Origin of the sequence: Miltoncostaea marina, from assembly GCF_018141525.1 — a bacterium.
Lineage (GTDB): Bacteria > Actinomycetota > Thermoleophilia > Miltoncostaeales > Miltoncostaeaceae > Miltoncostaea > Miltoncostaea marina.
The window spans coordinates 1,440,643-1,467,300 of record NZ_CP064655.1; the positions used below are offsets into that span (position 1 = coordinate 1,440,643).

At 78.3% G+C, this 26,658-nt stretch carries 27 protein-coding genes and 1 pseudogene; 23 read left to right on the top strand and 5 right to left on the bottom strand.

Annotated features, from left to right (window positions below):
- Positions 1 to 56 precede the first annotated feature (56 nt).
- Positions 57 to 2,081 carry a diguanylate cyclase gene (locus ITJ85_RS07235; protein WP_217915683.1) on the top strand — a complete coding sequence of 675 codons (2,025 nt, stop codon included), beginning with the start codon at positions 57 to 59 and terminating at the stop codon, positions 2,079 to 2,081.
- Positions 2,082 to 2,094: 13 nt separating this feature from the next.
- Here the strand turns inward: ITJ85_RS07235 and ITJ85_RS07240 are convergent, their stop codons facing one another.
- On the bottom strand, positions 2,095 to 2,379 hold the full coding sequence (locus ITJ85_RS07240; RefSeq protein WP_217915684.1) for a hypothetical protein: 285 nt from the start codon (positions 2,377 to 2,379) through the stop codon (positions 2,095 to 2,097).
- Positions 2,380 to 2,454: 75 nt separating this feature from the next.
- Here ITJ85_RS07240 and ITJ85_RS07245 point away from each other — a divergent pair, with 75 nt between their 5' ends.
- The 8 genes from ITJ85_RS07245 (at position 2,455) to ITJ85_RS07280 (ending at position 10,099) form a co-directional block, all read left to right on the top strand.
- Positions 2,455 to 3,483, top strand: a complete 1,029-nt coding sequence (locus tag ITJ85_RS07245) for a L,D-transpeptidase (protein ID WP_217915685.1) — start codon at positions 2,455 to 2,457, stop codon at positions 3,481 to 3,483.
- Positions 3,484 to 3,519: 36 nt separating this feature from the next.
- A complete protein-coding gene (locus ITJ85_RS07250; protein WP_217915686.1) occupies positions 3,520 to 3,858 on the top strand; it encodes a hypothetical protein in 339 nt (112 codons plus the stop codon).
- Positions 3,828 to 4,757, top strand: coding sequence for a hypothetical protein (locus tag ITJ85_RS07255; RefSeq protein WP_217915687.1), 930 nt, complete (start codon positions 3,828 to 3,830; stop codon positions 4,755 to 4,757). Before ITJ85_RS07250 ends, ITJ85_RS07255 begins: the two co-directional genes overlap by 31 nt.
- 71 nt (positions 4,758 to 4,828) lie before the next feature.
- Positions 4,829 to 5,617: a methyltransferase domain-containing protein gene (locus ITJ85_RS07260; protein WP_217915688.1), complete on the top strand. Its 789-nt coding sequence runs from the start codon at positions 4,829 to 4,831 to the stop codon at positions 5,615 to 5,617.
- A 9-nt stretch (positions 5,618 to 5,626) separates the two neighbouring features.
- On the top strand, positions 5,627 to 6,364 hold the full coding sequence (locus ITJ85_RS07265) for a L,D-transpeptidase (RefSeq protein WP_246496372.1): 738 nt from the start codon (positions 5,627 to 5,629) through the stop codon (positions 6,362 to 6,364).
- A 4-nt stretch (positions 6,365 to 6,368) separates the two neighbouring features.
- Positions 6,369 to 6,926 carry a GNAT family N-acetyltransferase gene (locus tag ITJ85_RS07270; RefSeq protein WP_217915690.1) on the top strand — a complete coding sequence of 186 codons (558 nt, stop codon included), beginning with the start codon at positions 6,369 to 6,371 and terminating at the stop codon, positions 6,924 to 6,926.
- 30 nt (positions 6,927 to 6,956) lie between these two features.
- Complete coding sequence (locus tag ITJ85_RS07275) at positions 6,957 to 7,295, top strand: hypothetical protein (protein WP_217915691.1); 339 nt, start codon at positions 6,957 to 6,959, stop codon at positions 7,293 to 7,295.
- A 62-nt stretch (positions 7,296 to 7,357) separates the two neighbouring features.
- Positions 7,358 to 10,099 carry a diguanylate cyclase gene (locus ITJ85_RS07280; protein WP_217915692.1) on the top strand — a complete coding sequence of 914 codons (2,742 nt, stop codon included), beginning with the start codon at positions 7,358 to 7,360 and terminating at the stop codon, positions 10,097 to 10,099.
- Here the strand turns inward: ITJ85_RS07280 and ITJ85_RS07285 are convergent.
- Positions 10,096 to 10,686: a TetR/AcrR family transcriptional regulator gene (locus tag ITJ85_RS07285; RefSeq protein WP_217915693.1), complete on the bottom strand. Its 591-nt coding sequence runs from the start codon at positions 10,684 to 10,686 to the stop codon at positions 10,096 to 10,098. The genes ITJ85_RS07280 and ITJ85_RS07285 overlap by 4 nt on opposite strands.
- 142 nt (positions 10,687 to 10,828) lie before the next feature.
- On the opposite strand from ITJ85_RS07285, the gene ITJ85_RS07290 reads away from it, so the two are divergent.
- Complete coding sequence (locus ITJ85_RS07290; protein ID WP_217915694.1) at positions 10,829 to 12,277, top strand: MFS transporter; 1,449 nt, start codon at positions 10,829 to 10,831, stop codon at positions 12,275 to 12,277.
- A gap of 87 nt (positions 12,278 to 12,364) precedes the next feature.
- On the opposite strand, the gene ITJ85_RS07295 is transcribed toward ITJ85_RS07290, so the two are convergent.
- Positions 12,365 to 13,573, bottom strand: coding sequence for an NAD(P)/FAD-dependent oxidoreductase (locus ITJ85_RS07295; RefSeq protein WP_217915695.1), 1,209 nt, complete (start codon positions 13,571 to 13,573; stop codon positions 12,365 to 12,367).
- Between the two features lie 156 nt (positions 13,574 to 13,729).
- On the opposite strand from ITJ85_RS07295, the gene ITJ85_RS07300 reads away from it, so the two are divergent.
- On the top strand, positions 13,730 to 14,797 hold the full coding sequence (locus ITJ85_RS07300; RefSeq protein ID WP_217915696.1) for a LysM peptidoglycan-binding domain-containing protein: 1,068 nt from the start codon (positions 13,730 to 13,732) through the stop codon (positions 14,795 to 14,797).
- Here the strand turns inward: ITJ85_RS07300 and ITJ85_RS07305 are convergent.
- Complete coding sequence (locus ITJ85_RS07305) at positions 14,758 to 15,282, bottom strand: hypothetical protein (RefSeq protein WP_217915697.1); 525 nt, start codon at positions 15,280 to 15,282, stop codon at positions 14,758 to 14,760. The two genes, ITJ85_RS07300 and ITJ85_RS07305, sit on opposite strands and share 40 nt — an antisense overlap.
- A 20-nt stretch (positions 15,283 to 15,302) precedes the next feature.
- Between ITJ85_RS07305 and ITJ85_RS07310 the strand changes: the two genes are divergently transcribed.
- The 7 genes from ITJ85_RS07310 to ITJ85_RS07340 all read left to right on the top strand — a co-directional run bounded on the left by ITJ85_RS07310 (position 15,303) and on the right by ITJ85_RS07340 (position 22,436).
- Positions 15,303 to 16,334, top strand: coding sequence for an LLM class flavin-dependent oxidoreductase (locus ITJ85_RS07310; RefSeq protein WP_217915698.1), 1,032 nt, complete (start codon positions 15,303 to 15,305; stop codon positions 16,332 to 16,334).
- Entirely contained in the window at positions 16,321 to 18,678 is a 2,358-nt protein-coding gene (gene ligD, locus ITJ85_RS07315; RefSeq protein WP_217915699.1) for a DNA ligase D, read from the top strand. The genes ITJ85_RS07310 and ligD overlap by 14 nt, the downstream gene beginning before the upstream one ends.
- Positions 18,679 to 18,686: 8 nt before the next feature.
- Entirely contained in the window at positions 18,687 to 19,238 is a 552-nt protein-coding gene (locus ITJ85_RS07320; protein WP_217915700.1) for a hypothetical protein, read from the top strand.
- 32 nt (positions 19,239 to 19,270) lie between these two features.
- Positions 19,271 to 20,086: a MurR/RpiR family transcriptional regulator gene (locus tag ITJ85_RS07325; RefSeq protein WP_217915701.1), complete on the top strand. Its 816-nt coding sequence runs from the start codon at positions 19,271 to 19,273 to the stop codon at positions 20,084 to 20,086.
- A gap of 70 nt (positions 20,087 to 20,156) precedes the next feature.
- Entirely contained in the window at positions 20,157 to 21,053 is an 897-nt protein-coding gene (pdxS, locus tag ITJ85_RS07330) for a pyridoxal 5'-phosphate synthase lyase subunit PdxS (protein ID WP_217915702.1), read from the top strand.
- Positions 21,047 to 21,703 carry a pyridoxal 5'-phosphate synthase glutaminase subunit PdxT gene (pdxT, locus tag ITJ85_RS07335; RefSeq protein WP_425517098.1) on the top strand — a complete coding sequence of 219 codons (657 nt, stop codon included), beginning with the start codon at positions 21,047 to 21,049 and terminating at the stop codon, positions 21,701 to 21,703. Before pdxS ends, pdxT begins: the two co-directional genes overlap by 7 nt.
- Positions 21,687 to 22,436, top strand: coding sequence for a YebC/PmpR family DNA-binding transcriptional regulator (locus tag ITJ85_RS07340; protein ID WP_217915704.1), 750 nt, complete (start codon positions 21,687 to 21,689; stop codon positions 22,434 to 22,436). The genes pdxT and ITJ85_RS07340 overlap by 17 nt, the downstream gene beginning before the upstream one ends.
- A gap of 28 nt (positions 22,437 to 22,464) precedes the next feature.
- Here the strand turns inward: ITJ85_RS07340 and ITJ85_RS07345 are convergent, their stop codons facing one another.
- Positions 22,465 to 22,821, bottom strand: a complete 357-nt coding sequence (locus ITJ85_RS07345; RefSeq protein WP_217915705.1) for a hypothetical protein — start codon at positions 22,819 to 22,821, stop codon at positions 22,465 to 22,467.
- A gap of 180 nt (positions 22,822 to 23,001) precedes the next feature.
- On the opposite strand from ITJ85_RS07345, the gene ITJ85_RS07350 reads away from it, so the two are divergent.
- The 5 genes and pseudogenes from ITJ85_RS07350 (at position 23,002) to ruvB (ending at position 26,599) form a co-directional block, all read left to right on the top strand.
- The gene (locus ITJ85_RS07350; RefSeq protein WP_217915706.1) at positions 23,002 to 23,244 is read left to right on the top strand and encodes a biotin/lipoyl-containing protein; all 243 of its coding nucleotides are present in this window, start codon (positions 23,002 to 23,004) and stop codon (positions 23,242 to 23,244) included.
- Between the two features lie 115 nt (positions 23,245 to 23,359).
- Positions 23,360 to 23,754: pseudogene (locus ITJ85_RS17510) on the top strand (protein-tyrosine phosphatase family protein).
- A 688-nt stretch (positions 23,755 to 24,442) separates the two neighbouring features.
- Positions 24,443 to 24,940, top strand: a complete 498-nt coding sequence (locus ITJ85_RS07355; RefSeq protein ID WP_217915707.1) for a crossover junction endodeoxyribonuclease RuvC — start codon at positions 24,443 to 24,445, stop codon at positions 24,938 to 24,940.
- Between the two features lie 10 nt (positions 24,941 to 24,950).
- Positions 24,951 to 25,538, top strand: coding sequence for a Holliday junction branch migration protein RuvA (ruvA, locus tag ITJ85_RS07360; protein WP_217915708.1), 588 nt, complete (start codon positions 24,951 to 24,953; stop codon positions 25,536 to 25,538).
- The gene (gene ruvB / locus ITJ85_RS07365) at positions 25,535 to 26,599 is read left to right on the top strand and encodes a Holliday junction branch migration DNA helicase RuvB (protein ID WP_217915709.1); all 1,065 of its coding nucleotides are present in this window, start codon (positions 25,535 to 25,537) and stop codon (positions 26,597 to 26,599) included. Before ruvA ends, ruvB begins: the two co-directional genes overlap by 4 nt.
- The last annotated feature ends 59 nt before the right edge of the window (positions 26,600 to 26,658 follow it).

Consider the following 26,658-nt stretch of genomic DNA (forward strand, 5'->3'; position numbering starts at 1 on the left):
GGACGTCAATCTAGGCGCCTCAAGCCCGGGCGCCGGGCGGCCGACCCTGAAGGGGCATGGATGCGACCAGCCCGGCCCACGGCGCCGCGGCCTGCCGCGTGATCGTCGCCCACCCCGACGACGCGGTGCGGCGCGCCGTCGCGGCCCCACTCGCCGACGCCGGCCACCCGGTCGCGGAGGCCTGCGACGGCGCCGCGGCGCTGGACGCCCTGCGCCGCGGGCCGGTGGGGCTGCTCGTGGCCTGCCCCAACCTGTCCGGCGGGGACGGGGTGAGCGTCGTGGCCGGCGCCCGGGCGGGCGCCGACGGCGGCCCGGCCGTGCTGGCGCTGGTGCCGCGCGGCGACGCCGGCGCGGCCCTGCGGGCGATCGTGGAGGGGGCCGACGACCACGTCGCCGTGCCCGCCGACCCGGTGGACCTGCTGGTGCGGGCGCGGGCCGCGCTGCACGGCGAGCGGCGGCGCACGGCCCTCGAGCAGGCGGCCCAGCGCCGCATCGCCGTGGCGGTGGCGGGAGGGGCGCTGCCGGACGAGGTGTTCGACCTGGTCGCCGAGGAGCTCGCCCGGGTGCACGACGTGGCGGGCGGGGCCGTCGTGCGGTTCGACGACGGCGAGGCCGCGTTCGTCGGGCGCTGGTCGGCGCGGCCCGGGTCGTGGCCGCCGCGGGAGCTGACCGTGCCGCTCACGAGCCCGCTGCCGGTGGCGGGCCCGCGGCGACCCGACGAGTTCCGCGCCTTCGCGGGCGCGATCCCCTGGGTGCTCGACCGCGACGCGTTCCACGTCGCGGCCGCGGCCCCCGTGCACGTGGGCGAGCGCCTCTGGGGCGCCGTCGTGGTGGCCTCGGACGGCCGCGACCCGCTGCCGCCCGGCACGCGCGAGCGGCTCGCGCGGGTCGCCGACCTCGTGACCCTCGCAGTCGGCGCCGCCGAGGCCCGGGCCGAGCTGGCGCGGCGGGCGGCCACCGACCCGCTCACCGGGCTGCTCAACCGCGGCGTCTTCGAGGAGCGGCTGGCCGAGGAGACCGCGCGGGCCCGCCGGCACGGCCGGGACCTGGCGCTCGCGATCGTGGACCTCGACCGCTTCAAGGACGTCAACGACCTGCACGGCCACGTGGTGGGCGACGCCGTGCTGCGCGAGACGGCGCGCCGGCTGGCCTCCCGGGCCCGCGAGGGCGACGTGGTGGCGCGCCTGGGCGGCGAGGAGTTCGGCTGGCTCATGCCCGAGACCGACGGCATGGAGGCCTGGCAGGCCGCCGAGCGGGCGCGGGCGGCGATCGCGGGCGCGCCCTTCCCGGAGGTGGGCCGCGTCACCCTGTCGGGGGGCGTCTGCGAGCTGGCCCGCGCCGAGGACGCGCTCGACCTGTACCGGCGCGCCGACACCGCCCTCTACTGGGCCAAGCGCAACGGCCGCGACGTGGTCTTCCTCTACACGCCCGAGGCGATGCAGGCCATGGGGGAGGAGGAGCGCGCCGCGGAGCTGCGTCGCGGCCAGGCGTTCGGCAGCATCCGGGTGCTGGCCCGCGCGGTCGACGCGAAGGACCCCTCCACGCGGCGGCACTCCGAGCGCGTGGCGGGCCTGGCCGGCCTGCTGGCCGAGCGGCTCGGCTGGCCGGCCGGCCGCGTCGCCCTGCTGCGCGAGGCCGCGCTGGTGCACGACGTCGGCAAGATCGCCGTGCCCGACACGGTGCTCTTCAAGCCGGGCCGCCTGACCGCGGCGGAGCGCGCCAAGGTGAGCCAGCACGCCGCGCTCGGCGCCGAGATGCTCTCGGACGTGCTGAGCCCCGAGCAGACCGCGTGGGTGCGCTCGCATCACGAGCGCTGGGACGGCGCGGGCTACCCCGAGGGGCTGCGCGGCGAGGCCGTGCCCGAGGGGGCGCGCCTCATCCACCTGGCCTCCGCGTGGGACGTCATGACCAGCACGCGGCCGTACGTGGCGGCGATGTCGGCCGACGAGGCGCTGGACGAGTGCCGCCGCCAGGCGGGCGTGCAGTTCTGGCCGCGCGCGGTCGAGGTGCTCGCCGAGGCGGCCGAGCTGCGGCTGCTGGACGCCGCCGCCCTCGAGCGCCGTGCCGCCGCCCCCGTCTAGGCCGCGCGGGCGGTCAGCCCTCCGGGTCGCCGCAGCGCAGGTCGACCGGCTCGCCCGCGGCCGCGAGCGACTCGCCGGCCCGCAGCGGCCCGGCGACCACGCCGGCCGTCACCGGCCCGAGGTCGGCGATGCGCATCTTGGCCCGGCAGACCGGCTGCACCACCTCGGCGAAGGCGGCCTCGGCCAGGCGCCGCGCCTCCTCGGCGCCGGCGGCGGCGACCACCACCTGCTCGTGCTGGAAGGGCCCCTCCCAGCCGCTCGTCGCGGCGAAGAGGCGCAGCGGGGGATCCGAACTCACGCGCACACCGTAGCCAAGACGACCGCCGGCGTCGTAGAACCTGTCGCCGGAGCCGATCGGAGAGGGAGGCGGGGGATGTCGAAGGGTCGTGGCGGGGTGGCCGCCGGGGCGGTGCTGGCGGCGGCGCTCGTGGCGCCGGCGGCCGCGTGGGCGCAGGCGCCGCCGGGCGCCCGTCCGGCGGCGTTCGCGGCCCCGGCGGCCGTGCCGGCGGGCGAGCGCGCCGAGGTCTCGGGGCGCGTGGCGCCGGGCACGCCCGGCGTGCCGGTGGCGATCGAGCGGCTCGAGGGCGGCGCCTGGGCGCCGGTCGCGCGCACGACGACCGGGCCGCGGGGCGCCTTCGCGGCGCGGGTGCGCATGCCCCGCCCCGGCAACCTGCGCGCCGTCGTGGTGGCCGCCGACGGGACGGTCGCCGTCTCGCGGCGGCGGTTCGTCGGCGTGCGCCGGCGGGTGAGCCTGCGGGTCACGGCCGCGCCGATGGAGAACATCTCCGGCCGGCCGTTCACCGCGCGGGGCGCCGTGGTGCCGTCGCGCCGCGGCGAGCGGTTCGTGCTGGAGGGCTCGGTGGACGGCGGCCCGTTCCGGGCGATCCGGAGGGTCACCGCGCCCGCCGGGCGCGTGCGGACGACCTTCACGCCGCCGACCGGCGGGCGCTGGCGCTTCCGCCTGGTGGCCGCGCCGCGGCCCGGCGCCGACTCGGGCGGGCGGGCGACCACCGCGCCGATGGACGTCTTCGGCGCGAACCCGCACGGCGTGCCGCGGGACGCCGACCGCTACCTCGTGCAGGCGATCTCCGAGTTCCGCCTCTACTACTACGAGCACGGGCGCCTGCGGCGCGTGTTCCCCGTCGTGTTCGGCGCGCCCTCGACGCCCACGCCGCTCGGCAGCTACCGCGTCTACGCCAAGACCGGCCCGCCGAGCGCCGCCTTCGGGCCCAAGGTGCTCTGGTACCACCGCGGCTACGGGATCCACGGCACCAACCAGGAGTACCTGCTGCAGCACCGGGTGCGGTACTACTCGCACGGCTGCACCCGCAACTACAACGTCAACATCCTCTGGCTCTGGGACCGCGTGCCGGTGGGCACCCCGGTCCGCAACATCGCGTAGCCGCGCGGCCCCGGGGCGGCTGCTAGCGTCGCCGCGATGCCGTCCCGGGCACCCGCCGTCGCCGGCGTCGCGCTGGCGCTGCTCGTCCCCCAGGCCGCCGAGGCGGCCTGGTCGGGCGGCGCGCCCCTGTCCGCGCGCGACGGCGCAGGCTACGCCGACGCGGAGGCCGCGACCGAGGCGGGTCAGGCCGTCGTGGCCTGGATCCGCACCCCCCGGGGCGGCGCGCCGCGCGCCGCGCGGGTGCAGGTCGCCTCGCGCGCCGGGCGCGACTGGACGCGGCCCGTCACCGTGTCGGGGGCGGCGCGCGCGCCCCGCGGGCGGCCGTCAACGCGCGCGGCGACGCCGTGGTGGCCTGGGTGGTGGGCCGCCAGGTGATGGCGGCCACCCGCCGCGGCGACGGCGGGCGCTGGCGGGTCGCGCGGGCCGCGGTGGCGGGCGCCGACCTCGCCGGCCTGCGGGCGGCGGTCGATCGCCGCGGCCGGCCGTCGGTGCTGTGGAGCGAGCGCCGACGCGGGGGCTTCCTGGTGCGCCTGGCATCGCGGCCGTCGGAGCGGGCCGGCTGGCGGGCGCGCCCGCCGCGGATCGCGACGCCGGGGGGCGAGGCCCCCTCGGTCGCCCTGTCGCCGGCGGGCGCGCTGGTCGTGTGGCGCGACGGTGGCGGCGTGCGGGCGGCGCGGACGTCCGCGGGCGCGTTCGAGCGGCCCCGGACGCTCTCCGCCGAGGCCTCCGACGGCGCCGCCGCGGCCATCGGTCCCTCCGGTGGCGCGATGGCGTCCTGGAGCGGCCGCCTGCCGGGCGGCACCTCGGTCGTGCTCGCGACGGACCGGTCGGCCGCCGCTCGCGGCTGGCGCCGCTCGGGCGACGTCGGCATCGGCACCGGGCCCGTCGCGGCGATCAACGACCGCGGCGACGCGGTCGTCGCCTGGAGCGCGGCCGGGCCGGGCGAGCCTCAGGGCATCGAGGCGGCCACGCGGCGCGGCGACGGCCGCTGGCGGCCGTCGACGGTCGTGGCGCGCCGCGAGTGCGACTGCGCGCTCGACCCGGTCGACGTGGCGGTCGACGGGCACGGCGGCGCGCTCGTCGGCTGGCGCGCCGTGGCCGCCGACGGCGGCGAGCACGGCGCCGCCGCCGCGCTCGCGCCCGGGGGGCGCGACTGGCGGCCGCTGCCCGGCAGCCCCTCATCCACGCCCGCGGTCGCCGCGGGCCGGGGCGCGGGCGGGCTCGCGGCCTGGGTGGAGGGCGGCCGCGCGGTGCGCGCCGCCTGGGCCCGGTAGGGGTCGCCGGGCGCCTTGGATTCGGCCGCCGCGGCTGATTCGATACGCGCTGACCGGGCTCGAGGAGGACGATGACCACGATGGTGCAGGAGGGGCGCGCGGCCGCCCCCTGGTCGCTCGCGCGGAGGGTCGTCACCGGCCTGGTGCAGCCCGGCGGCGCGCCGATGGCGCGGCGGGCGCTCGACGGCGCCCGGCTGGACGACGGCGACCGCGTGGTCGAGCTCTCGCCGGGCCTCGGCCTGACCTCCGCGCTCGTCCTGGAGCGGGGGCCGCGCGAGTGGACCGCCGTCGAGCCCGACCCGGCCGGCGCCGAGCACCTGGGGCGCACGACCGCCGGCGCCGGCCGCCGGGTGGTGGAGGCGCCGATCGCCGCCACGGGCCTCGCCGACGGCTCGGCGACCGTCGTGGTCGCCGACTGCGTGCTGGGCCCGCTCGACGACGAGGGCCGGGCGGCGGCCCTCGCGGAGGCCGCCCGCCTGCTGCGCGCCGGGGGGCGGGTGGCCCTGCACGAGCTCACGCCGGCCGAGGACGCCCACCCGGCCGCCCTCGACGAGCTGGCGGGCTGGGGCGTGCGGGCGACCGGCGAGGACGGCTGGCGCGCGGCCATGCGGGCCGCGGGCCTGGTGCCGATCGGCGCGGTCGCCGGGCGCCTGCGCCTGCGCGCGCCCGCCGAGCTGATGCGCGCGGCCGGGCCGCGCACCGCCCTGCGGCTCACGCGCGGGGCGGCCCTCGACGCCGACGCGCGCACCGCCGCCACGCGCGTGCGCCAGGCGGTCGAGCGCCACGAGCTCGCGCTGCGCTCGCTCGTGGTCGTGGCCGAGGTGCCGCTCGTCTTGGGGATGCGCCGTCCCCGCCGATAGCGAGCGGTGATGCGCCTGCGCCTTCCTCTCGCCGCGGCGGCGACCGCCGCCGCGGCCGCGCTCCTGCCCGCCGCCGCCGGCGCCGCGCCCGCGTCCGCCGGGGAGCGGGCGTCCGCCGTGCCGTCGGCGCCCACGCCGGCGCGGGCCTGGATCGGGCGGCTCGTGGTGCGCACCGTGGCCCGCGCCGCGCCCCGCGGCTCGGCGCGGGTGGTCACCCGGCTGGACCCGCACGCCGAGCTCGGGCCGACCCACTACCTGGTCACCCGCTCGGCCGTGCGCAACGGCGCCCGCTGGCTCGAGGTGCTGCTCGCGGTGCGCCCCAACGGGCGGCGCGGCTGGGTGCCCGCCGACTTCTTCCAGCTCTCCACGACCGCCGTGCGCGTGACGATCGACCTGAGCGACCGCCGGCTGACGGTGCACCGCCGCAACCGGGTCGTGATGCGGGCGCCCGTGGCGGTCGGCAGGGCCGGCACGCCCACGCCGGTGGGCAGGCGGTTCGCGGTCGCCGAGCAGATCCGCATGGACCCGCGCGGCTTCCTCGGCCCGGTCGTGCTGCCGCTGACCGGCTACTCCGAGACGCTCAACGAGTTCGCCGGCGGCAACGGCCGCGTCGCGATCCACGGCACGAGCCTGCCGGAGCTCATCGGGACCCGCGCGAGCCACGGCTGCGTGCGCATGTACAATCGCGACATCCGCCGGCTGGCCCGGCTCGCCCGGGCGGGCACGCCGGTCGAGATCCGCCGGTAGGGACGTGCTGCTGCCGGACCCGCCGCTGCGCGACGACCGTGTGGCGCTGCGGGCGTGGCGGCGGGACGACGTGCCGGCGATCGTGGCCGGCTGCCGCGACCCGCTGGTGCAGCTGTGGACGCGGGTGCCGCGCGACTACGGGGAGGACGACGCCCGGGCGTTCGTCGCCGGCGCGGCCCGCGGCCGCATGCTCGGCGAGGCCCTCGACCTGGCGATCGCGGACCCCGCCGACGACCGGGTGCTCGGGGCGGTCGGCCTGCTGATGGACCGCCACGACGGCCGGCGCGCGGAGATCGGCTACTGGGTGGCGGCCGCCGAGCGGGGGAGGGGCGTGGCCCGCCGCGCCTGCGGGCTGCTGTCGCGGTGGGCGCTCGGCCCCGGCGGCCTGGAGCGGCTCGACCTGCAGGCGTCGGTCGCCAACCCGGCCTCGCTGCGGGTGGCGGAACGCTGCGGCTTCGTGCGCGAGGGGACCATGCGGGCCGCCTGGTACCGCGGGCCGTCGCGCACCGACATGGCGCTGTTCTCGCTGCTGCCCTCGGACCTCGGGCGGCGCGGAGCGTAGTCTCCGGCACCGGTCCGACACGGAGGCGACGTGGAGCGAGCGGCGAGCGGCGGCGGGTCCATCTGGGAGGACGGCCTGGGGCGGCGGGACGAGGACGCGCGCGTCCTCCTGCGCGGCGAGGTCGAGCTGACGGCCGATCCGCAGACGGTGCGCTACGGCGACGGCCGGCCGGCGCGCGCGGTGGTCGAGGCCGTCCGGGCCGGGCCGGCCTTCCGCGGGCGACCGGTCGTCGACGCCCTCGTCAGCGAGGGGCTCCGGCCGGTGTACCTGCGGATGTCGCCCGAGCAGGCGCGCGCCCTGGCCGCGCTGCTCGGCCGGGCGGCGGACCGGGCGGAGGCCGAGGGCCCGGGCCCGGCGCCGCCCGCCTGAAATTGCGAAAAGGTGCCGTAGCGCAGTAGAGCGCGGGCGGCAACCCGCCTAACCTGGCCGGGATGGCGCCCCGACGGCTCACCGGTCCGCGCGCGGACGCGCTCACGCGGGCCCTGTTCGACGCGGTGCCCGGCGGGATCCTCGTGCTGGACGCCGCCGGGGTCGTGGCCGACGCGAGCCCGGCGCTCTGCGAGATGCTCGGGTACCCGCGCGACGAGATGGTCGGCCGCGCGCCGCCGCACCCCTGGTGGGTCGACGGCATGCTCGCCGCCGGGACCCGCCGCTTCAGCCCGGCCGCGCGCGAGGCGCCGGCCGTGCTCGTGCGCCGCGACGGCACGACCATCGCGGCGATCGTGCGGACCGCGCCGCTGCGCGACGGCGACGACGACGCCGGGACGGTGGTCTCCGTCGCGCCCGCGCCGCTCGCCCCGGGCCTGCCGATGGGCGACGAGAGCCACCGCGCGGTGGTCGCCGCGCTGCACGAGGGCGTCATGGTGCACCGCGCCGACGGGACGATCCTGTCGTGCAACCCCAGCGCGGAGCGCATCCTGGGGGTGCCCGCGGAGCGGATCGTCGGCCGCCGCCCCGCGACCTGGGACGCGGTGCGCGAGGACGGCACGCCGATCCCCGACGAGGAGTACCCGGTCGCGCTCGCCGCGACCACCGGGCGGCCGCAGACCGACGTGGTCGTGGGGCTGCGCACCGACGACGGCGTGCGGTGGATCGCCGTCAACGCCCAGCCGGTGCCGGGCGACGACGGCCGCCCGATCGCGGTGGTCGCCTCCTTCACGGACGTGGCCGCGCGCCGGCGCCGCGAGGAGCTCGTGGCGCGGCTGGGGCGCATCCTCGAGCAGTCGCGCGACGAGGTCTACGTCTTCGACGTCCGCTCGCTGCGCTTCGTCCAGGTCAACCGCAGCGCGCTCGCCAACACGGGCTACGCGATGGGCGAGCTCGAGGCGATGACCCCGCTCGATCTGCTGCCGGAGCTCGACGCGGCGGCCTTCGCCGCGGTGGTGGAGCCCCTGCGCTCCGCCGACGTGGAGCGCGTGCAGTTCGAGACCCGCTTCCGGCGCAAGGACGGGACCACCTACCCGGTGGACGTGCGCATGCAGCTCGTCGGCACGGAGACCCCCGCGGTGATCGCCGCGGTGGTGCTCGACATCACCGCCCGGCACGCCGCCGAGCAGGAGCTGCGCCGGCGCGAGGCCGAGAACCGGCGCCTCGCGCGCGAGCAGGGCGCGCTGCGCCGGGTGGCGACCGCGGTGGCGGTCGAGCGCGACCCCGAGTCGGTGTTCGACCTCGTCTGCGAGGAGGCCGTGCGGCTGATCGGCGCCCGGGGCGGCGGCCTGGTGCGCTACGAGGACGGCGGGGCGGCCCGGGTCGGCGCGTGGAGCGTGGCCGGGGCGGCGCCCGCGTTCGGGCCGCACGAGCCGCCCGACGGCGAGGGCGTGGCCGCGCTCGTGCGCCGCACCGGCCGCGCGGCCCGCGTGGAGCGCGCCGACGGCGAGGGCGCGAGCGTCACGGTGGCGGCGCCCGTGCGCGCCGGCGAGCGCCTCTGGGGCGCGATCGCCGTCGCGGGCACGGAGGCCGACCGGATCGCGCCCGACGCCGCCGACCGGCTGGGGCGCTTCGCCGAGCTGGTCGGCATCGCGATCTCCAACGCCGAGGCGCGCGCGCGGCTGGCCGCGCTCGCCGCCACCGACCACCTGACGGGCCTCGCCAACCACCGCGCGTTCCAGGAGCGCCTCGCCCAGGAGGTGGTGCGCGCCGGCCGTCACGGGCGGCGCGTCTCGCTGGCGGTGCTGGACCTGGACCACTTCAAGCGGGTCAACGACGACCTGGGGCACCAGGCCGGCGACGCGGTGCTGCGCGAGGCCGCCCGGCGGCTCGCCGCCCTGACGCGCGCCGGCGACCTCATCGCCCGCGTCGGCGGCGACGAGTTCGCCTGGCTCATGCCCGAGACCGCGGGGATGGAGGCGTGGCAGGCCGCCGACCGGGCCCGCGAGGCGATCGCGGCGGAGCCCTTCCCCGGCGTCGGCCACATGAGCGTGTCGGCCGGCGTCTGCGACCTCGACCAGGCGCCGCACCACTCCGAGCTCTTCCGGCTCGCCGACGGGGCGCTCTACTGGGCCAAGCAGCACGGCCGCGACGTGGCCTTCCTCTACTCGCCGGAGGTCGTCGAGGTGCTCTCCGACGCCGAGCACGCGGAGCGCCTCACGCGGCTGCAGGCGCTCCAGAGCATCCGCGTGCTCGCGCGCGCCGTGGACGCGAAGGACACGTCCACCCGCCAGCACTCCGAGCGGGTCTCCGAGGTCGCGGGCGCCCTCGCCATCGCGCTCGGCTGGGACGCCGAGGCCGCCTCGGCGCTGCGCGACGCCGGGCTCGTCCACGACGTGGGCAAGATCGCGGTGCCCGACGCGATCCTCTTCAAGCCCGACCGGCTGACGCCGGAGGAGTTCCGTCGCGTGACCGCCCACGCCGCCCTCGGCGCGCAGATGGTGGCCGACGTGCTCTCGGCCGACCAGGTGGCCTGGGTGCGCGGCCACCACGAGCGCTGGGACGGCCGGGGCTACCCCGACGGCCTGGCCGGCGAGGCGATCCCCGAGGGCGCGCGCATCCTCACGCTCGCCGACTCGTGGGACGTCATGACCTCGCAGCGCCCCTACGGCGTGCCCCTGTCGCGCGAGGACGCGCTGGCCGAGTGCCGGCGCTGCTCGGGGGCCCAGTTCTGGCCCGCTGCGGTCGAGGCGCTCGAGCGCGCCGTGGCCGGGGGCGCGCCGCCCTTCGGGCCGGCGAGACCCTAGGTCGCCGCGGGCTCCCGCGGCCCCGCCCGCAGCCCGGGCAGGGCGCGGGCGACCAGGCGGGCGACGTACGGCTCGTCGCAGGGCTCGCCGGTGATCAGGGCGCGGTAGAAGAGCGGGCCGGCCAGCTGCGCGACGGCCTCGTCGATGTCGAGGCCGGCCGGCAGGTCGCCGCGCTCGATGCCGCGCGCGAGCGCGTCGGTGAGCGGGCGGCGCCGCTCCACCAGGGTGGCCCGGTGCAGCCGGCCGAGCTCGGGGTCGCGGGAGGCGCTGTCGACCAGGGAGCGCAGGGTGTTGCACCAGCTGCGGTCGGAGAGCCGGCGCCCCAGGCCGGCGAGCACGCTCACGAGGTCCTCCTCGGTCGAGCCCGTGTCGACGCGCGGCACCGGCGGGCCGGCGCAGCAGCCGAAGGCCTCCACCAGCAGCGCCTCGCGCGTGGGCCAGTGGCGGTAGATGGTCGTCTTGGCCACGCCGGAGCGGGCCGCGACCGCCTCGATGGTGACGCCCTCGAACCCCTCCTCGGCGATGAGGTCGCCGCACGCCCCGAGGATCGCGGCCTTCGACCGGGCGACGCGCGGATCGATTCGCATCCCGGGACCCCTCCCTTTGACGAAACTTCACCGAGCAGCGGTTGACGGGCTTCGCTACGCGGCCGTATCGTAGCGCGCGCTGCGCTACGGGTGCGTAGCGCAGCCAGGATTCCCGCAACCGCAGAAACAGGAGGCACCGGTCGTGCCTGCGTCGACATCGCGCAAGTGGATCGCCCTGGTCCTGCTGTGCGCGACCCAGTTCCTGGTGGTGCTCGACGTCGCCATCGTCAACGTCGCGCTGCCGTCCATCCAGACCTCGCTGGACTTCTCCCAGGCCGACCTGCAGTGGGTCGTGAGCGCGTACACGCTCACGTTCGGCGGGCTGCTGCTGCTGGGCGGCCGCGCCGCCGACCTGCTCGGCCGCCGCCGGGTGTTCATGGCCGGGCTGGCGCTGTTCTCGCTCGCCTCGCTCGCGTGCGGCTTCGCCGAGTCGGACTCGTTCCTGATCGCCGCGCGCGCCGTCCAGGGCGTGGGTGCCGCGATCATCTCGCCCGCCGCGCTCTCGATCCTCGTGACCACCTTCGAGGAGGGCGCCGAGCGCAACAAGGCGCTCGGCATCTGGGGCGCGATCGCCGGCATCGGCGGCGCGGCCGGCGTGCTCGCCGGCGGCATCCTCACCGACGGGCTGGGGTGGGAGTGGATCTTCTTCGTCAACGTCCCGGTGGGCCTGCTGGTGCTGGCGCTCGTGCCGCGCTTCATCGACGAGAGCCGCGCCGAGGGCGTCACCCGCAACTTCGACGTGGCGGGCGCCGTCACGGTCACCGCCGGGCTCTCGCTGCTGGTCTACGCCCTCGTCAACACCGACTCCGCCGGGTGGGGGTCGGCCGAGACGATCGGCCTGCTCGGGGCCTCGGCCGCGCTCGTCGCCGCGTTCGTCGCGATCGAGATGCGCGCCGCGGCGCCGCTCATGCCGCTCGGCATCTTCCGTCTGCGCAGCCTGACCGGGGCCAACGTCGTCGGCCTGCTGCTCGGGGCGGCGATCTTCTCGATGTTCTTCTTCCTGTCCCTCTACATGCAGCAGGTCCTGGGCTACTCGGCGCTGCGCTCCGGGTTCGCCTACCTGCTCGTGGCGATCGTGATCGTGCTCGCCGCGGGGGCGTCGCAGGCCCTGGTCACGAGGCTCGGCGTGCGCACCGTGCTCGCCACCGGCATGTCGCTGCTGACCCTCGGGCTGCTCTGGTTCACCCAGATCGACGTCTCCGGATCGTACGCCGTCGATCTCGTGCCCGGGTTCCTCCTGACCGGCGTGGGCCTCGGCTTCTCGTTCGTCCCGGTGTCGATCGCCGCCCTGCAGGGCGTGCGGGCGCACGAGGCGGGCGTGGCGTCGGGCCTCATCAACACGTCGCAGCAGATCGGGGGCGCGCTCGGCATCGCCGTGCTGTCGACGATCGCGACGTCGCACACCGCCGACGTCCTGCGCGACGCGGGCGGCGCGTCGCAGGCCGTGCCGGGCGCCCTCACCGAGGGCTTCCAGTACGCCTTCGCGGTGGGCGCGGCGCTCGCCGTGGTCGGCCTGCTGGCGACGCTGGTCTCGTTCGGGCGCCGCAGCGAGCCGCAGGGCGCCGGCGCGACCGCGGAGGAGGGCGCCTAGGGCGCCTCGGGCGCGGGTGCGGGCGCGGGGCCCCGGGCACGGGCCCCGCGCCCCCCGCGCCCCCCGCCCGCGGCCCGGGCTCGCGCGTCAGATGTGGAGCTCCTCGGGCTGCGGCCGGCGGCGCCGGAAGCGATCGCCCGACAGGTCGGCCGCCGCGGGGAAGGTGACGAAGCGCCCGGCGCACATCAGCTCGGCGAGCGACAGGCCGGCGGCCCACGACTGCATCACGCCCCGGCCCGAGAACGAGTGGGCCTCCCAGGCGTTGTCGAGGCCCCCGATCCGTCCGAGCAGCGCGGAGTTGTCGGGCGACAGCTCGTAGAGCCCGGTCCATCCGCGCACGTGCTCGAGGCGGTCGAAGGCGCTCGCGCGGTGGGCGAGCCGCGGCCAGATCTCGCGCTCGAAGAAGGCCGCGCCCTCGTAGGCGAACCGGTACCCGGGCGGGTCGCCCGGCGGGGAGTAGCCGGCCAGGAAGCGTTCCGGCGCCTCGTGGTGCAGGTAGACGTCGCTCGAGTCGACGATCATCCCGTGCTGCGAGAGGTCGACGTCGCGCGTGGCGACCAGGCACAGCGACCGCGGGACCGCCCGGCAGGGGACCGGCGCGCCGAGCAGGCGGGCGACCGGCCCGGCCCACGGCCCGGCCGCGTTCACGACCCGGTCGCAGCGCACGATCCGCGCGGCGCCGGGCGGCGCGGGGCGGCCCTCGAGCGCGGCGCCGGCGGCGGCCGCGCCGACCTCGCGCACCTCGAGCGCCGTCACCCGCCGGCCCTCCCGGCGGGCGCCGACGACGAGCGCGCGATCGACCAGCCGGGCCCCCGCCGCGCGGGCCCGGGAGCGGAAGTGGTCGCGCACGGCCGTCGGGTCGACGAGCCCGTCGCGCGGGGAGAAGGTCGCGCCGGCGAGGTCGTCGACGCGGTCGACGAACGGCAGCCGCCGGCGCACCTGCGCAGGGGTCAGCAGCTCCACCTCCCGGCCGTGGCGGTTCTGCACCGGCACGTGCCGCACCGCGCCCGCCCAGCGCCCGGGGCCGTGCAGCCACAGGTAGCCCCGCTCGCGGAAGCGGAACTCCTCGGCGTGCCGGGCCATGAAGTCGATCGTCGCCGCGCAGAGCTCGATGTTGACCGGCCGCCACCACGTCGCCCGGACGCCGCCGGCGTTGAGCTGCGACGACGACCGCTCGCCGGCCAGGTCGGGGTCGAGCACGACGACCCCCGGCTCGCCCATCTCGGCGAGGTGCATCGCCACGGCGCTGCCGACGATGCCGCCGCCCACCACCAGCGTGCCCGCGCGGTCCTCCACACGGCCTCCCTCGGGGTCCCCCGCCACCATGCCACCCCGCGCTGCGGGCGGGGGAGGGGGAGGGCCCCGCGGGGGAGGGGCGGGCCGTGAAAAGAGGGAGGCGGGGGGGCCCGGGGAGGGATTGAAAACCCCGTCGCCATGCCGATCATGGCGCGCATGAGCCACCATCAGGCGATCTCCCGGGCCGGCCTCGCGACGCTGTTCGCGACGCTGGCGATCCTCCTCCTGGCCGCCCTCGCCGGCGGCGCGCGCGCGGCGACCGTGACGGTCGCGCCGGGCGACACCCTCAGCGCCATCGCGGCCCGCCACGGCACCTCCGTGGCCGCCATCGCGAGCGCCAACGGCATCGCCGACCCGGGGCGGATCCGGGCGGGCGCGCGCCTCAGCGTGCCCGCCGGCGGCCCCGGCGGCGCGGTGCCGGCGGGCATGACCCCCGTGGGCACGGCGCCCGCCGGCATGACGCCCGCCGGCGCCACCTACACGGTGCGCTCCGGCGACACGCTGGCCGCGATCGCCGCCCGCCACGGCACCTCGGTGGGCGCCATCGCGGGCGCCAACGGCATCGCGGACCCGGGGATGATCCGGGCGGGGGCCCGCCTGGCGATCCCGGCCGGCGGCGCCCCGGCCGCCGCCCCGGCCGGCACCGCCGCCCCGTCGGGTGGCGGCTACACCGTGCGCCCCGGCGACACGCTCGGCGCGATCGCCGCGCGCAGCGAGACGACGGTGCGGGCGCTGGCCGCGCTCAACGGCATCACGAACCCGAACGTCCTGTCGGTCGGCCGCACGCTGTCCATCCCCGGCGGCGCGCCGGCGCCGGCCGCCGCGACGCCGACCTCGTCGGGCGACGTCGCGGCGCTCATCGCCCGGCACGCCGCCCGCTACGGCGTCGACCCCGCGCTGGCCCGCGCGGTGGCCTGGCAGGAGAGCCGCTGGACGCAGAGCGCCCGCTCGCACGCGGGCGCGATCGGGGTGATGCAGCTCATGCCCGGCACCGCGCGGTGGCTGGGGCCCGCCGTCATCGGCCGGCCGCTCGACCCGCACGACCTGGCCGACAACATCGAGGGCGGCGTCGCCTACCTCGGCTGGCTCACCCGGCAGTCGGGCGACGCCCGCACGGCCGTGGGCGCGTACTACCAGGGCCTCGACTCGCTGCGGCGGATCGGCCCCTACGACGACACCCGCGACTACGTGGCGAGCGTCCTGTCGTTCGTCGGCAGGGTGTAGAGGGGGCGCCGGCCGCTCGCGAACGGCGACGCGCCGAGGCGGCGCAGCACCTCGTCGCCGGTGCGGGCCTGGCGGGCGCGCACGACGCGCAAATTGACCGCGTCGATCAGGCCGGCCGCCGCGACCACCCCGCCCAGCACGGCGCCGAGCTCGGGGGCCAGGGCGCAGGCGGCCGCGACGGCCACGAGGGCCAGGGCGAGGCCCACGACCGAGCGCCGCAGCGTCTGGCGCGCCGGCTCGACGGGCGTCCCGCCGGGCAGGGGCGGCGGCTCGGGCCCGCGCACCCACCGGGTCGCGACCCACGACAGCGCGCCGATCAGGGCGAGCACGACGGCGAACGGCACCACCACGCGCGCCGGCGAGTCGTCCTCGGCCGAGACGGCCACGGCGAGCCCGGCGAGCCCGATCGCCAGCTGGCCCACGGCGGTCGTCCGCAGCTCGACGGCGAGGCGCGCGACGGGCACGGACGGCGAGGGCTCGGGCACGGGCTGGGATACTGGCACACGTGCCGCCCCCGCTCGCCATCCCGGTCGACGCGCAGCTGGTCGGCCACGACCCGGCCGAGCTGGCCGCGTTCGCGCGCGCGGCGGAGGGCGCGGGGCTGTCCCGCCTGTGGGCGCCCGAGCTGCACCGCTCCTCCACGATCCCGCTGGCCGTCGCCGCGGCGGCCACCGAGCGCATCGGCCTCGGCACGGGGGTGGCGCTCGCGTTCACGCGCAGCCCCATGGTGCTCGCGCTCGAGGCGCTCGACCTCGACGAGCTGTCGGGCGGCCGCCTGGCGCTGGGCCTCGGCGCGGGCGTGCGGCGGCTCAACGCGACCTGGCACGCGGGCCCCTACGAGCCGCCGGTGCGCCGCATGCGCGAGATGGTCGCCGCGGTGCGCGAGCTCGTCGCGGCCCTCGCCGCGGGGCGCGACGCCCGCTCGCCGGGCGAGCTGTACGACATCGACGTGCGCGGGCTGCGCCGCGGCCACCCGGCGCCCCGGGGCGCCGTCCCGGTCTGGCTGGCCGCGGTGCTGCCCGGCATGACGCGGCTGGCCGGCCGGGTGGCCGACGGCTTCCTCGACCACCCGGTCACCAGCCCGGAGTGGCTGCGCGAGCGCCTGCTGCCCGAGCTGCGGGCGGGCGCCGAGCGCGCCGGGCGGCCCGTGCCCGAGGTGGCGGCGGCGCTCATCTGCGCGGTCGACGACGACGACCCCGCCGCGGCGGTGCGCGCGGCGGCCGGCACGGTGGGCTTCTACGCCACCGTGCGCACCTACGAGCCGATGTTCGCCGAGCACGGCTTCGCCGCGCGGCTGCCCGCCATCCGGGCGGCCTTCGCGGACGGCGACGCGGAGCGGCTCGCCGACGCCGTGGGCGAGGACATGACCGCCGCGTTCGCGGCGGCCGGCACGGCCGCGCAGGTGCGCGAGCGGGCGGGCGCCCTCGAGCCACTCGCCGGGCGCCTGTGGGCCACGCCGCCCCACCACGGGCAGGACGCGGCGGGGGTGCGCCGCTGGCAGGCCGGCATCCTGGGGGCCCTCGGTGACGCCGGCTGAGCTGCGGGAGTACCGCGCGAAGCGCGACTTCGACGCCACCCCCGAGCCCGCCCCGGGCGCGGCGGGCGTTGCGGGCGACGCCCCGCGCTTCGTGGTGCAGCGCCACGACGCCCGGCGGCTGCACTACGACCTGCGCCTGGAGGTCGACGGGGCGCTCGCGTCGTGGGCCGTGCCGAAGGGCCTGCCCCTGCGCGAGGGCGCCCGCCGGCTGGCGGTGCGCACGGAGGACCACCCGCTGGAGTACCTCGACTTCGCGGCCGTCATCCCGGCGGGCCAGTACGGGGCCGGGCGCATGACGATCTGGGACCGCGGCACCTGGCGCGAGGAGCTGCGCACCGACGACGAGTGGAAGGTGGTGCTCGAGGGCGACGTCGTGCGCGGCCACTACCACCTCGTGCGCACCGGCGCGCGCGGGGGCAGGGACGAGTGGCTGGTGTTCCGCTCGGCGAAGGGCCCGCCCGGCCCGCCGGACCCCACGCGGCGCTTCCGCGACACCCGCCCGATGCTGGCCGGCGCGTCGACCGGGCCCTTCGATGACCCGGCCTGGGCCTTCGAGCTGAAGTGGGACGGCTACCGCGCGCTGGCGCTGGTGACCTCCGACGCCACGGAGCTGCGCAGCCGCAGCGGCCGCGACATCTCGTCGTCCTACCCGGACCTCGCCGACCTGCGCGGGGCGCTGCTCTGCCAGGAGTGCGTGCTCGACGGCGAGGTCGTGGTGCTCGACGCCCGGGGCAAGCCCGACTTCAACGCGCTCCAGAACGGCCGCGGGCCGTTCACCTACATGGTCTTCGACGTGCTGCACGTGGACGGCCGGTGGGTGGAGGACCTGCCCTGGACGGAGCGCCGCGCGCTGCTCGCGCGCGTCGTGGCGCCCGAGGCGCCCCCCGCCGTGCGGCTGAGCGACCACGTCGAGGCGACCGGCACCGCCCTCTTCCGCGCCGCCGCCGAGCAGGGCCTGGAGGGCGTCATCGCCAAGCGGATGGACGCGCCCTACCGCCCGGGCCGGCGGGTGGCCGAGTGGCGCAAGATCAAGGCGCGCCAGGAGATGACCGCCGTCATCGGCGGCTTCACGGAGGGGGCGGGGTCGCGGCGCGGCACGCTCGGCGCGCTGATCGTCGGCGAGCGCGACGCTGACGGCGCGCTGGTCTACCGCGCGCACGTTGGCTCGGGCTTCTCCGATCTGCGGGCGCGCGCCCTCTGGGACCGGCTGCGGGCCGACGAGGTCGGCGAGTCGCCGTTCGCCGGGCCCGTGCCGCCGGCGCCCCAGCGCCCGCGCTGGGTGCGCCCGGTGCTGGAGTGCGAGGTGCGCTTCGCCGAGCGCACGCCCGACGGCCGCCTGCGCGCGCCGGTGTTCCACGGGCTGGTGGAGCCGGAGCCGTCCGACGCGGGGCCGGACGTGCCCTCCGGCCCCTTCGGCTCGGCGGCCGGCGACCGCGAGGTGCGCGAGGGCGAGCGCTCGGTGACGCTCACCAACCTCGACAAGCCGTACTGGCCGCGCGAGGGGATCACGAAGGGCAACCTGCTCGACCACTACCTGCGCATGGCGCCGGTGCTGGTGCCGCACCTGGCCGGGCGCCCGATGATCCTGAAGCGCTACCCGAACGGGGTGGAGGAGGACTTCTTCTTCCAGCACACGGTCAATGAGGGCCCGGCGTGGCTGCGCCGGGCCGACCTCTCGCGCGGCGGCAAGCCGGGCGAGCGGACCAGCCGCTACGTGATCGTCGACGACCCGATGGCCCTGCTGTGGCTGGTCAACCTCGGCTGCATCGACCTCAACCCGTGGCAGAGCCTGGCCGCGACCCCCGACGAGCCGCTGCACGTGCTGTTCGACCTCGACCCGGCGGACGGGCTGCCGTTCGCCAGGGTGGTGGAGGCGGCGCTGCTCGTGCGCGAGGCGCTCGACGGCCTGGGGCTGCGCGGCTACCCGCGCACGTCGGGCGCGAGCGGCATGCACATCCTCGTGCCGGTGGTGCCGGGGCTCACCTTCGAGGCCGTGCGCTCGTTCGCGCGGGTGGTCAGCGAGGCGCTCGTGCGGGCCCGCCCGGACCTCATGACCACGGTCACCCGGGTGGCCGACCGCGGGCCGCGGGTCTACATGGACCACAACCAGAACGGCCGCGGGCGCAGCATCGCGAGCGTCTACTCCGTGCGGCCGCGCCCCGGCGCGCCGGTGGCGACGCCGCTGCGCTGGGAGGAGGTCACCCCGGACCTCGACCCGCGCGCGTTCACGATGGGCGTGGTCGCGCGCAGGGTGGAGCGCCACGGCGACCTCGCGGCCGGGCTGGTGGAGGACCGCCAGGCGCTGGAGCACGCCGTCGCGCGGCTGGACGGGGCCGCCGGGTGAGGCCGCGCGTGGCGTCCGCGCCCGCCGCGGCCGCGGCGGCGCTGGCGCTGGCGCTCGCGTCGGCGGGGTGCGGCGGCGGCGGCGCGGACGCCGGCACGGCGCCCGTCGCCGAGCCGGCGCGGTCCGGCAGCGGCTGGTTCGAGGGCTCCGGCGACGGCCTCGGCGCCTCGCTCGACCTGCGCGGCGAGGACGCCGTCGCGCGGGCGGTCGGCGACGCCGTGGCCGCGCGGGCGCGCCCGCCCGCGCGCGCGTCGGCGGTCGGCATCGCCGCGGTGGTCAACGACCGCGCGGTCCCGGTGCCCGCGCCGCGCTTCACCGCCCTGTTCGAGGGCGGCGGCGCCCTGCCGCTGACCGGGGCGCACGAGGCCCTCGAGGGCCTGCGGGGGCCGGCCGCCCGGCGCGCCCGGGCCCTGCTCGGCCGGCCGCCGCGCGCGGTGCCTGCGGGCGGCGCGGTCACGATGTACGTGGTGCTGCGGGGCGCCCGCCCGGACGAGGTCGCCTCGGCGCGGATGGTGGCGCTCCCGGGCGAGCCGATCGCCTTGCCCGCCCGGACCCGGTAGGGGTCCGCGCGCCGACGGCGAACAGATGGCGCGTGCCCCCCGACGTCCACGCCCTGGCGGAGCGGCTGCGCCGCGACTACGAGCGCTTCAGCCCCGCCCAGCAGTCCCTGGCCCGCTACCTGGCCGACCACCTCGCCGACGTGCCGCTGTTGTCCGCGCACGAGGTGGCCCGCGCCTCCCACTGCAGCCCGGCCACCGTGGTGCGCTTCGCGCAGTCCCTGGGCTACTCGGGATACCCCGAGATGCAGCGCATCGTGCGCCGGGCCCAGCGGCCCGGGCTGCCGCCGCGTCCGGGCGACCGCCAGCTCGGGCTGCCCTTCTCCGCCGAGGGCCTCGACGCCATGCTGGCGGCGGAGCGCCTGGCCCTCGACGACGCCGCGGAGCGCCTGACGGCCTCGGGCCTGGGCGCGGTCGTGTCGGCGCTCGGCGACCGCTCGCCGCTCATCGTGGCCGGCGAGGGGCACGCGCGCACGGTGGTCACGCTGGTGGAGGAGCGCCTGGCCCGCGCCGGCCGCCCGGTGCAGGCGATCACCGTCCTCGACCCCTCGGCGCGGGCGTGGCTCGACGCCCTCGGGCCGGCGGGCGCGGTGCTGGCGATCGCGATCGGGCGCGAGGCGCGGGTGGCCCAGGCGGCGGTCTCGGCGGCGCGCGCCGCCGGCGTGCCGGCCGCGGCGCTGGTCGACTCCAGCCTCAGCCCGCTCGCGCGCTCGCCGCTCGCCAGGGTGGTCCCCGCCGACGCCCGGGACGGCGCGCCGAGCCTCGTCGCGATGGTCGCGGTGGCCCAGGCCCTGGCCGGGGCGCTCGCGCCCGTCGAGCAGCGCCCCGACCTGGCGGCCGTCGGCGCCTGAGCCCGGCCGCGGGGCGGCGGGACCGGTCGGCTAGACTTCTGTGTCGGACATCGACACGAGGGGATCGCGCGTGGAGGAGACGAACGGCCGCACCGGCACGACGCGGGTGAAGACCGGCCTGGCGCAGATGCTGAAGGGCGGCGTCATCATGGACGTCACCACGCCCGAGCAGGCGCGCATCGCGGAGGAGGCCGGCGCCTGCGCCGTCATGGCGCTCGAGCGCATCCCGGCCGACATCCGCGCCGACGGCGGCGTCTCCCGGATGAGCGACCCGGAGATGATCGCCGGCATCCAGGAGGCCGTCTCCATCCCGGTGATGGCCAAGTGCCGCATCGGCCACTTCGTCGAGGCGCAGGTGCTGCAGGCCCTGGACGTCGACTTCATCGACGAGTCCGAGGTGCTGACGCCGGCCGACGAGGCCCACCACATCGACAAGCACGGCTTCACGATCCCGTTCGTGTGCGGCGCGACCGACCTCGGCGAGGCGCTGCGGCGCGTCTCCGAGGGCGCGGCGATGATCCGCTCGAAGGGCGAGGCCGGCACCGGCAACGTCGTGGAGGCCGTGCGCCACATGCGGGCGATCCGCGCCGGCATCGCCCGGCTGGCCGGCATGGCCCCCGAGGAGCTGCACGCCGCGGCGAAGGAGCTGCGCGCCCCGTACGACCTCGTGCGCCGGGTCGCCGACGAGGGCCGGCTGCCGGTCGTGCTCTTCTGCGCCGGCGGCATCGCCACGCCGGCCGACGCCGCGCTGATGATGCAGCTCGGCGCCGAGGGCGTCTTCGTCGGCTCCGGCATCTACAAGAGCCAGGACCCGGCCCGCCGCGCCCGCGCGATCGTCGAGGCCACGACGCACTTCCGCGACCCGGAGGTGCTGGCGCGCGTCTCGCGGGGCCTCAAGGAGGCCATGCCGGGGCTCGACATCGGCGCGCTGCCGGAGGGCGAGTTGCTCCAGGGCCGGGGGTGGTGACGGAGGCCCTCCCGGGAGGCCTCGGCCGCCCGCGCGTCGGGGTCCTGTCGGTGCAGGGGGCGTTCGCCGAGCACGCCGCCGTGCTCGCGTCGGTCGGCGCCGAGCCGGTCGACGTGCGCACGCCCGCCGCGCTCGGGGGTATCGACGCGATCGTGCTGCCCGGCGGCGAGAGCACGACGCTGGGGCTGGTGGCCGAGGCGTCGGGCCTGCTCGGGCGGCTGCGGACGCGCCTGGCCGAGGGGCTGCCGGCGCTCGGCACCTGCGCTGGCATGATCATGCTCGCCCGCGAGGTGTCCTGCGGCGCCCAGCCGCTCATCGGCGGCATGGACCTCGTCGTGCGCCGCAACGCCTTCGGGCGCCAGCGGGCCTCGTTCGAGACGACCCTGGCGGTCGAGGGGCTCGGCGCGGGCCCGGTCGACGCGGTGTTCATCCGGGCGCCGTGGATCGAGCGGGCGGGGCCGGGGGTCGAGGTGCTGGCGAGCCACGCCGGCCACGGCGTCGCGGCCCGCCAGGGCGGGATGATGGTGACGGCGTTCCACCCCGAGCTCTCGGGCGAGCGGCGGTTCCACGAGTGGCTGGTCGCCCGGGCGCGCGAGCGCCGCGACGGCGAGCGCGGGGGCGAGAGGAGGCAGCGTGTCAGGGCACAGTAAGTGGGCGACCATCAAGCGCAAGAAGGGCGCGGCCGACGCCAAGCGGGGCCAGCTCTTCTCCAAGCTCTCGCGGGCGATCATCGTCGCCGCGCGCGAGGGCGGCGGCGACCCGGACGCGAACAACGCGCTCGCCACCGCGATCCAGAAGGCGCGCGACAACTCGATGCCGAAGGAGAACATCGAGCGCGCGATCCAGCGCGGCGCGGGCGGCACGGAGGGCGAGGCCTACGAGTCGATGCTCTACGAGGGCTACGCCCCCGGCGGCGTCGCCGTGATCTGCACGATCCTCACGGACAACCGCAACCGCACCGCGAGCGACCTCCGGCACATCTTCACCAAGAACGGCGGCTCGCTCGGCACGCCCGGCTCGGTCGCGTGGCAGTTCGACCGCAAGGGCGTGATCGTGGTCGACGGCGAGGGCATCGACGAGGACGCGCTCATGGAGGCCGCCCTGGAGGGCGGCGCCGAGGACGTCTCGCAGGACGGCGACTCCTGGCAGGTCACCACCGACCCGGCCGACTTCATGGCGGTGCGCGGCGCCCTGCAGGCGGCGGGCTTCGCCTACGCCTCGGCCGACCTCACGATGCTCCCCAAGACGACCGTCGTGCCCGACGAGAAGGAGGCCCGGCAGATCCTGCGCCTGGTCGACCAGCTCGAGGAGAACGACGACGTCCAGGACGTCTACGCCAACTTCGACATCCCCGAGCAGGTGCTGGAGGCCGTCGCCGGCTGACCGCCGGCGCCGGCCCGTCGCCCTCCGCTCAGGCCGCGATCGGCAGGCGCGCCTGGGCGGGCGCCCGCGGCGCCCGGTAGGCGTGCGCCGTGTTGCCCCAGCCGCGCCGGCCCCAGACCGACGCCCGCTCCGCGCGCCCGTCGCGCACCAGCGCGCGCAGCGCCTCGCGCACCGACGACAGCGCGGGCCCGCCGGCCTCATGGCCGAAGGCCAGCCGGTCGCGCACGTCCTCGGCGCTCCACAGCACGTCGGGGCGTGCCCGCAGCACCGCCTCGACCACCGCGGCCATGTCCGCCGCCGTCCACCTCGCCCCTGGACGTCCCCGCCGCAGGCGCTCCTCCGCTGCCATCACGTCCGCCTCCCCGCGCTCCTCGATCCCCGCCATGTGCGGGTATTTTAGCACGCCAGGCGAACGCATGTTCGGAGCGATCGCCGCCGCGTCGCGATGCCTCGGCGCGGGCTGACGGTCGCCCCGCGCGCCGGTGTGCGATTACCATCCCCGCATGTCGGTGACGGTGGCCCGGCGCGGGCCCACGGCGGCGGGCGGGCGCGCCCGGGGGGTGGCGTGCCGGACGTCGTGATGCCGCGGCTGGGCGCGGACATGGAGGACGCGGTCGTCCTCCAGTGGCGCGTCGGAGTCGGCGACGTCGTGCGCCGGGGCATGTCGGTCGCCTACATCGAGACGGCGAAGGGCGTGTTCGAGGTCGCGGCGCCGGCCGACGGAGTCGTCGAGGCGCTCCTCGCCGCCCCCGGGGAGGTCGTCGCCGTGGGAGCCCCGCTCGCGCGGCTCCGGGACGAGGCCGGGTAGCGCCCGCGTGCGTGCCCGGGAGGCGCCGGCGATGCCGCCGGCGGGGGCGGCGCGTCCCGCGGCGGATCCGCCCGTGAGCGCGGGCTGGGACCGCGACGCCCCGGGCGTCGTCGCCATGCCGAGCGGCCGCCTGGTCCGCGGCCGCTCGCTGCGGGCGGCCGAGCCGGCCGGCCCCGCGCCCGGCTTCGGCCTCTACCTTCTCGGGCGGCGCCCGTCGCCCGCGCCGGGGCCGTGGCCGTGGCGGTGGGTGCGCTGGCGCGACTTCGGCCTGCCCGCCGACCGCGCCGAGGCCCTCGCGGCCCTCGCCGCGGCGCTCGCCCGGGCGGACGGGGCGCGCGTCGAGCTCGCCTGCGCCGGCGGCCGCGGGGCACCGGCACGGCGCTCGCCGCCATGGCGGTACTGGACGGCCTGCCCCCCGGCGAGGTCGTCGCCTGGGTCCGCGAGCGGTACCACCCACGGGCGGTCGAGACGCCGTGGCAGCGCCGCTGGCTGGCACGCCTGGCCCGCTGACGGCGCCTCAGCGGGCGGCATCCCGGAGGGGGTCAGGTCACGATGGGCGCCGACGACCGCAGAGGGGCGCCCGGCGATCTCCACGGCCGTGGACATCGCCGTCGGCGCCGAGGTCGCCTCTCGTCGGCGGAGCGGGGTTCGCCCCCGGCATCGAGCTCGGGGCCGGGCTCGGGGTCGTGGCGGGACGCCGCGGCCGCCGCGGCGCGGTCGAGAGACCCGTGCGACGAGGCCGCCGCCCGCCGCGGACGGCGTCGAAGCGGGTCGCAGCCCGCGAGCGAGGTCACCGGCGTTCCGGGGGAGGATCGCCGGTGCCTGGTCGCGGGCGCCAATTGGCGTCGACCGCGTGCGCCAATCGCGTGACGCCGGCCCGGCCGTCCGTCCGTGCGCCACTTGGCGTCGACCGCGTGCGCCGATCGAGGGCGACGCCGCCGTGCGCCATGTGGCGCGATGGATGCGCCGATCGCGCAGGGCGCCGAGCGACCGCCCCCCCACCCGCCCGCGACGCGGGGGCACATCACGCGCCGCCCGGGTTCCCGCCGGACGTCCCGGCGCCCCGGCCGGCGCGGGCCCGGCGCCCCTCGCGTCCCGCGGGCGGCCGCCGAGCCGTCCGGCGCGATCGGTTGACTGCGGGGCGATGGGGAGCCGCACGCCGGAGGACACCGCCCGCCCGGGGCGAACCGAGGGGGCCATGGGAGCGCTCGTCCTCGGGGTGGACCCCGGCCTCGCATCGACCGGCTACGCCCTGCTGGCCGGCCCGCCCCAGCGCCCGCGGGCGGTGACCGTCGGCACGGTGCGGACCTCGCCGCGCACGGCGCACGCCCACCGGCTGCGCGCGATCCACGACGTCGTCGCGGAGCTGTGCGACGGCCGGGGCGTCGAGGCGGCCGCGATCGAGTCGTGGTTCATCCACCCGATGAGCCGGTCGGCGATGGCGATGGCCGAGGCCCGCGGGGCGATCATCGTGGCGCTGGCGGGCGCGGGGGTGGAGGTGGTCGAGTACTCGCCTAACACGATCAAGCAGTCGGTGACCGGCTCGGGGAGCGCGGACAAGGGCCAGGTGCGGGCGATGGTGCGGCGGCTGACCGGCGCGGCGCCCGACACCGACCACGCGGCCGACGCGCTGGCGGCGGCGATCTGCCACATGAGCTCTGCGCCGCTGCGGGGGGCCATCCGCCGGGCGCGCTAGCGTTGAGCGGATGATCCGCTCCGTCAGGGGGCGCGTGCTGGCGCACGAGACCGACGGCCCCGTGATCGAGGTCGGCGGGGTCGGGCTGCTGGTGCGCGTCTCGGCCACGACCGCCGGGTCGCTGCCCGCCCCCGGCGCGGAGGCGTCGCTGATGACCGTGCTCGTGGTGCGCGAGGAGTCGCTCGACCTCTACGGCTTCGCGACGGCCGCCGAGCGGGCGCTGTTCGAGGCGTTCACCACGGTGAGCGGGGTGGGGCCGCGGCTGGCGCTGGCGATCTGCGCGGTGGCCCCGCCGGACGAGCTGCGCCTGGCGATCGCGCGGGGCGACAGCGCGCGGCTGCAGGCGGCGAACGGCGTCGGCAAGCGCACGGCGGAGCGGCTGGTGCTGGAGCTGCGCGACCGCCTGGGGGCCCTCGACGGGGCCGCGCCGGCGACCGGCGGCGGCGCGGCGGCCGACGCGCACCTGGCGGCGCGCGACGGCCTGGTGGCCCTCGGCTTCCGGGTCGACGAGGCCGACGCGGCGCTCGCGGACGCACCGGCCGGCCTCGACGCGGAGGGCCTCGTGCGGCACGGCCTCGGCCGCCTGCGGCGCGCATGAGCGAGCCCGGCGCCTGGGGCACCGACCCGGCGGCGGCCGGCCCGGAGGGCCGGCTGGCGTCCGGCGAGCCGATCGGGCCCGAGGACGACGTCGAGCGCTCGCTGCGCCCGCGCCGGCTGGGCGACTTCATCGGGCAGGACGCGGTCAAGCAGCAGCTCGCCATCTTCCTGCAGGCGGCGCGCCAGCGCGGCGAGGCGCTCGACCACGTACTGCTGGCCGGCCCGCCCGGGCTCGGCAAGACCTCGCTGGCCGGCATCGTGGCGGAGGAGCTCGGCGCCGGCTTCCACGTCACCAGCGGCCCGGTGCTCGAGCGCAAGGGCGACCTGGCCGCCGTGCTGACCGCGCTCGAGCCGCACGACGTGCTCTTCATCGACGAGATCCACCGCCTCAACCGGGCGATCGAGGAGGTGCTCTACCCGGCGATGGAGGACTTCCAGCTCGACGTCGTGCTGGGCCAGGGCCCCTCCGCGCGCACCCTGCGCCTCGACCTGCCGCGGTTCACCCTCATCGGCGCGACCACCCGCACCGGCCTGCTCACCACCCCGCTGCGCGCCCGCTTCGGCGTCTTCCACCGGCTCAACTACTACGGCGCCGGGGAGCTCGCGGCCATCGTCCACCGCTCGGCCCGCCTGCTGGGCGTGGAGGTCGACGACGACGGCGCCGCCGCGATGGCGGCCCGCTCGCGCGGCACCCCGCGCATCGCCAACCGCCTGCTGCGGCGGGTGCGCGACGTGGCCCAGGTGCGCGGCGCGGCGCGCATCGACCGGGCGGTGGCCGAGGAGGCGCTCGAGCTGCTGGAGGTCGACGCGCTCGGCCTCGAGGAGCTGGACCGGCAGATCCTGCGCCGGCTGGCCGAGACCTTCGAGGGCCGGCCGGTGGGCCTCGGCACGCTCGCCGACAGCGTGGGGGAGGCCGCCGACACGATCGAGGACGTCTACGAGCCCTACCTCCTGCAGGAGGGCCTGCTCAAGCGCACGCCGCGCGGCCGGGTGGCCACGCCGCGCGCCTTCCGCCACCTGGGGCTCGACCCGCCGGCGGCCGAGCAGACGGGGCTCTTCTAGGCCCCGCGTCGGCGGGCGGGGGCGGTCGTCGCCCCGCCGCGGCACGGGCGATGCCGTCT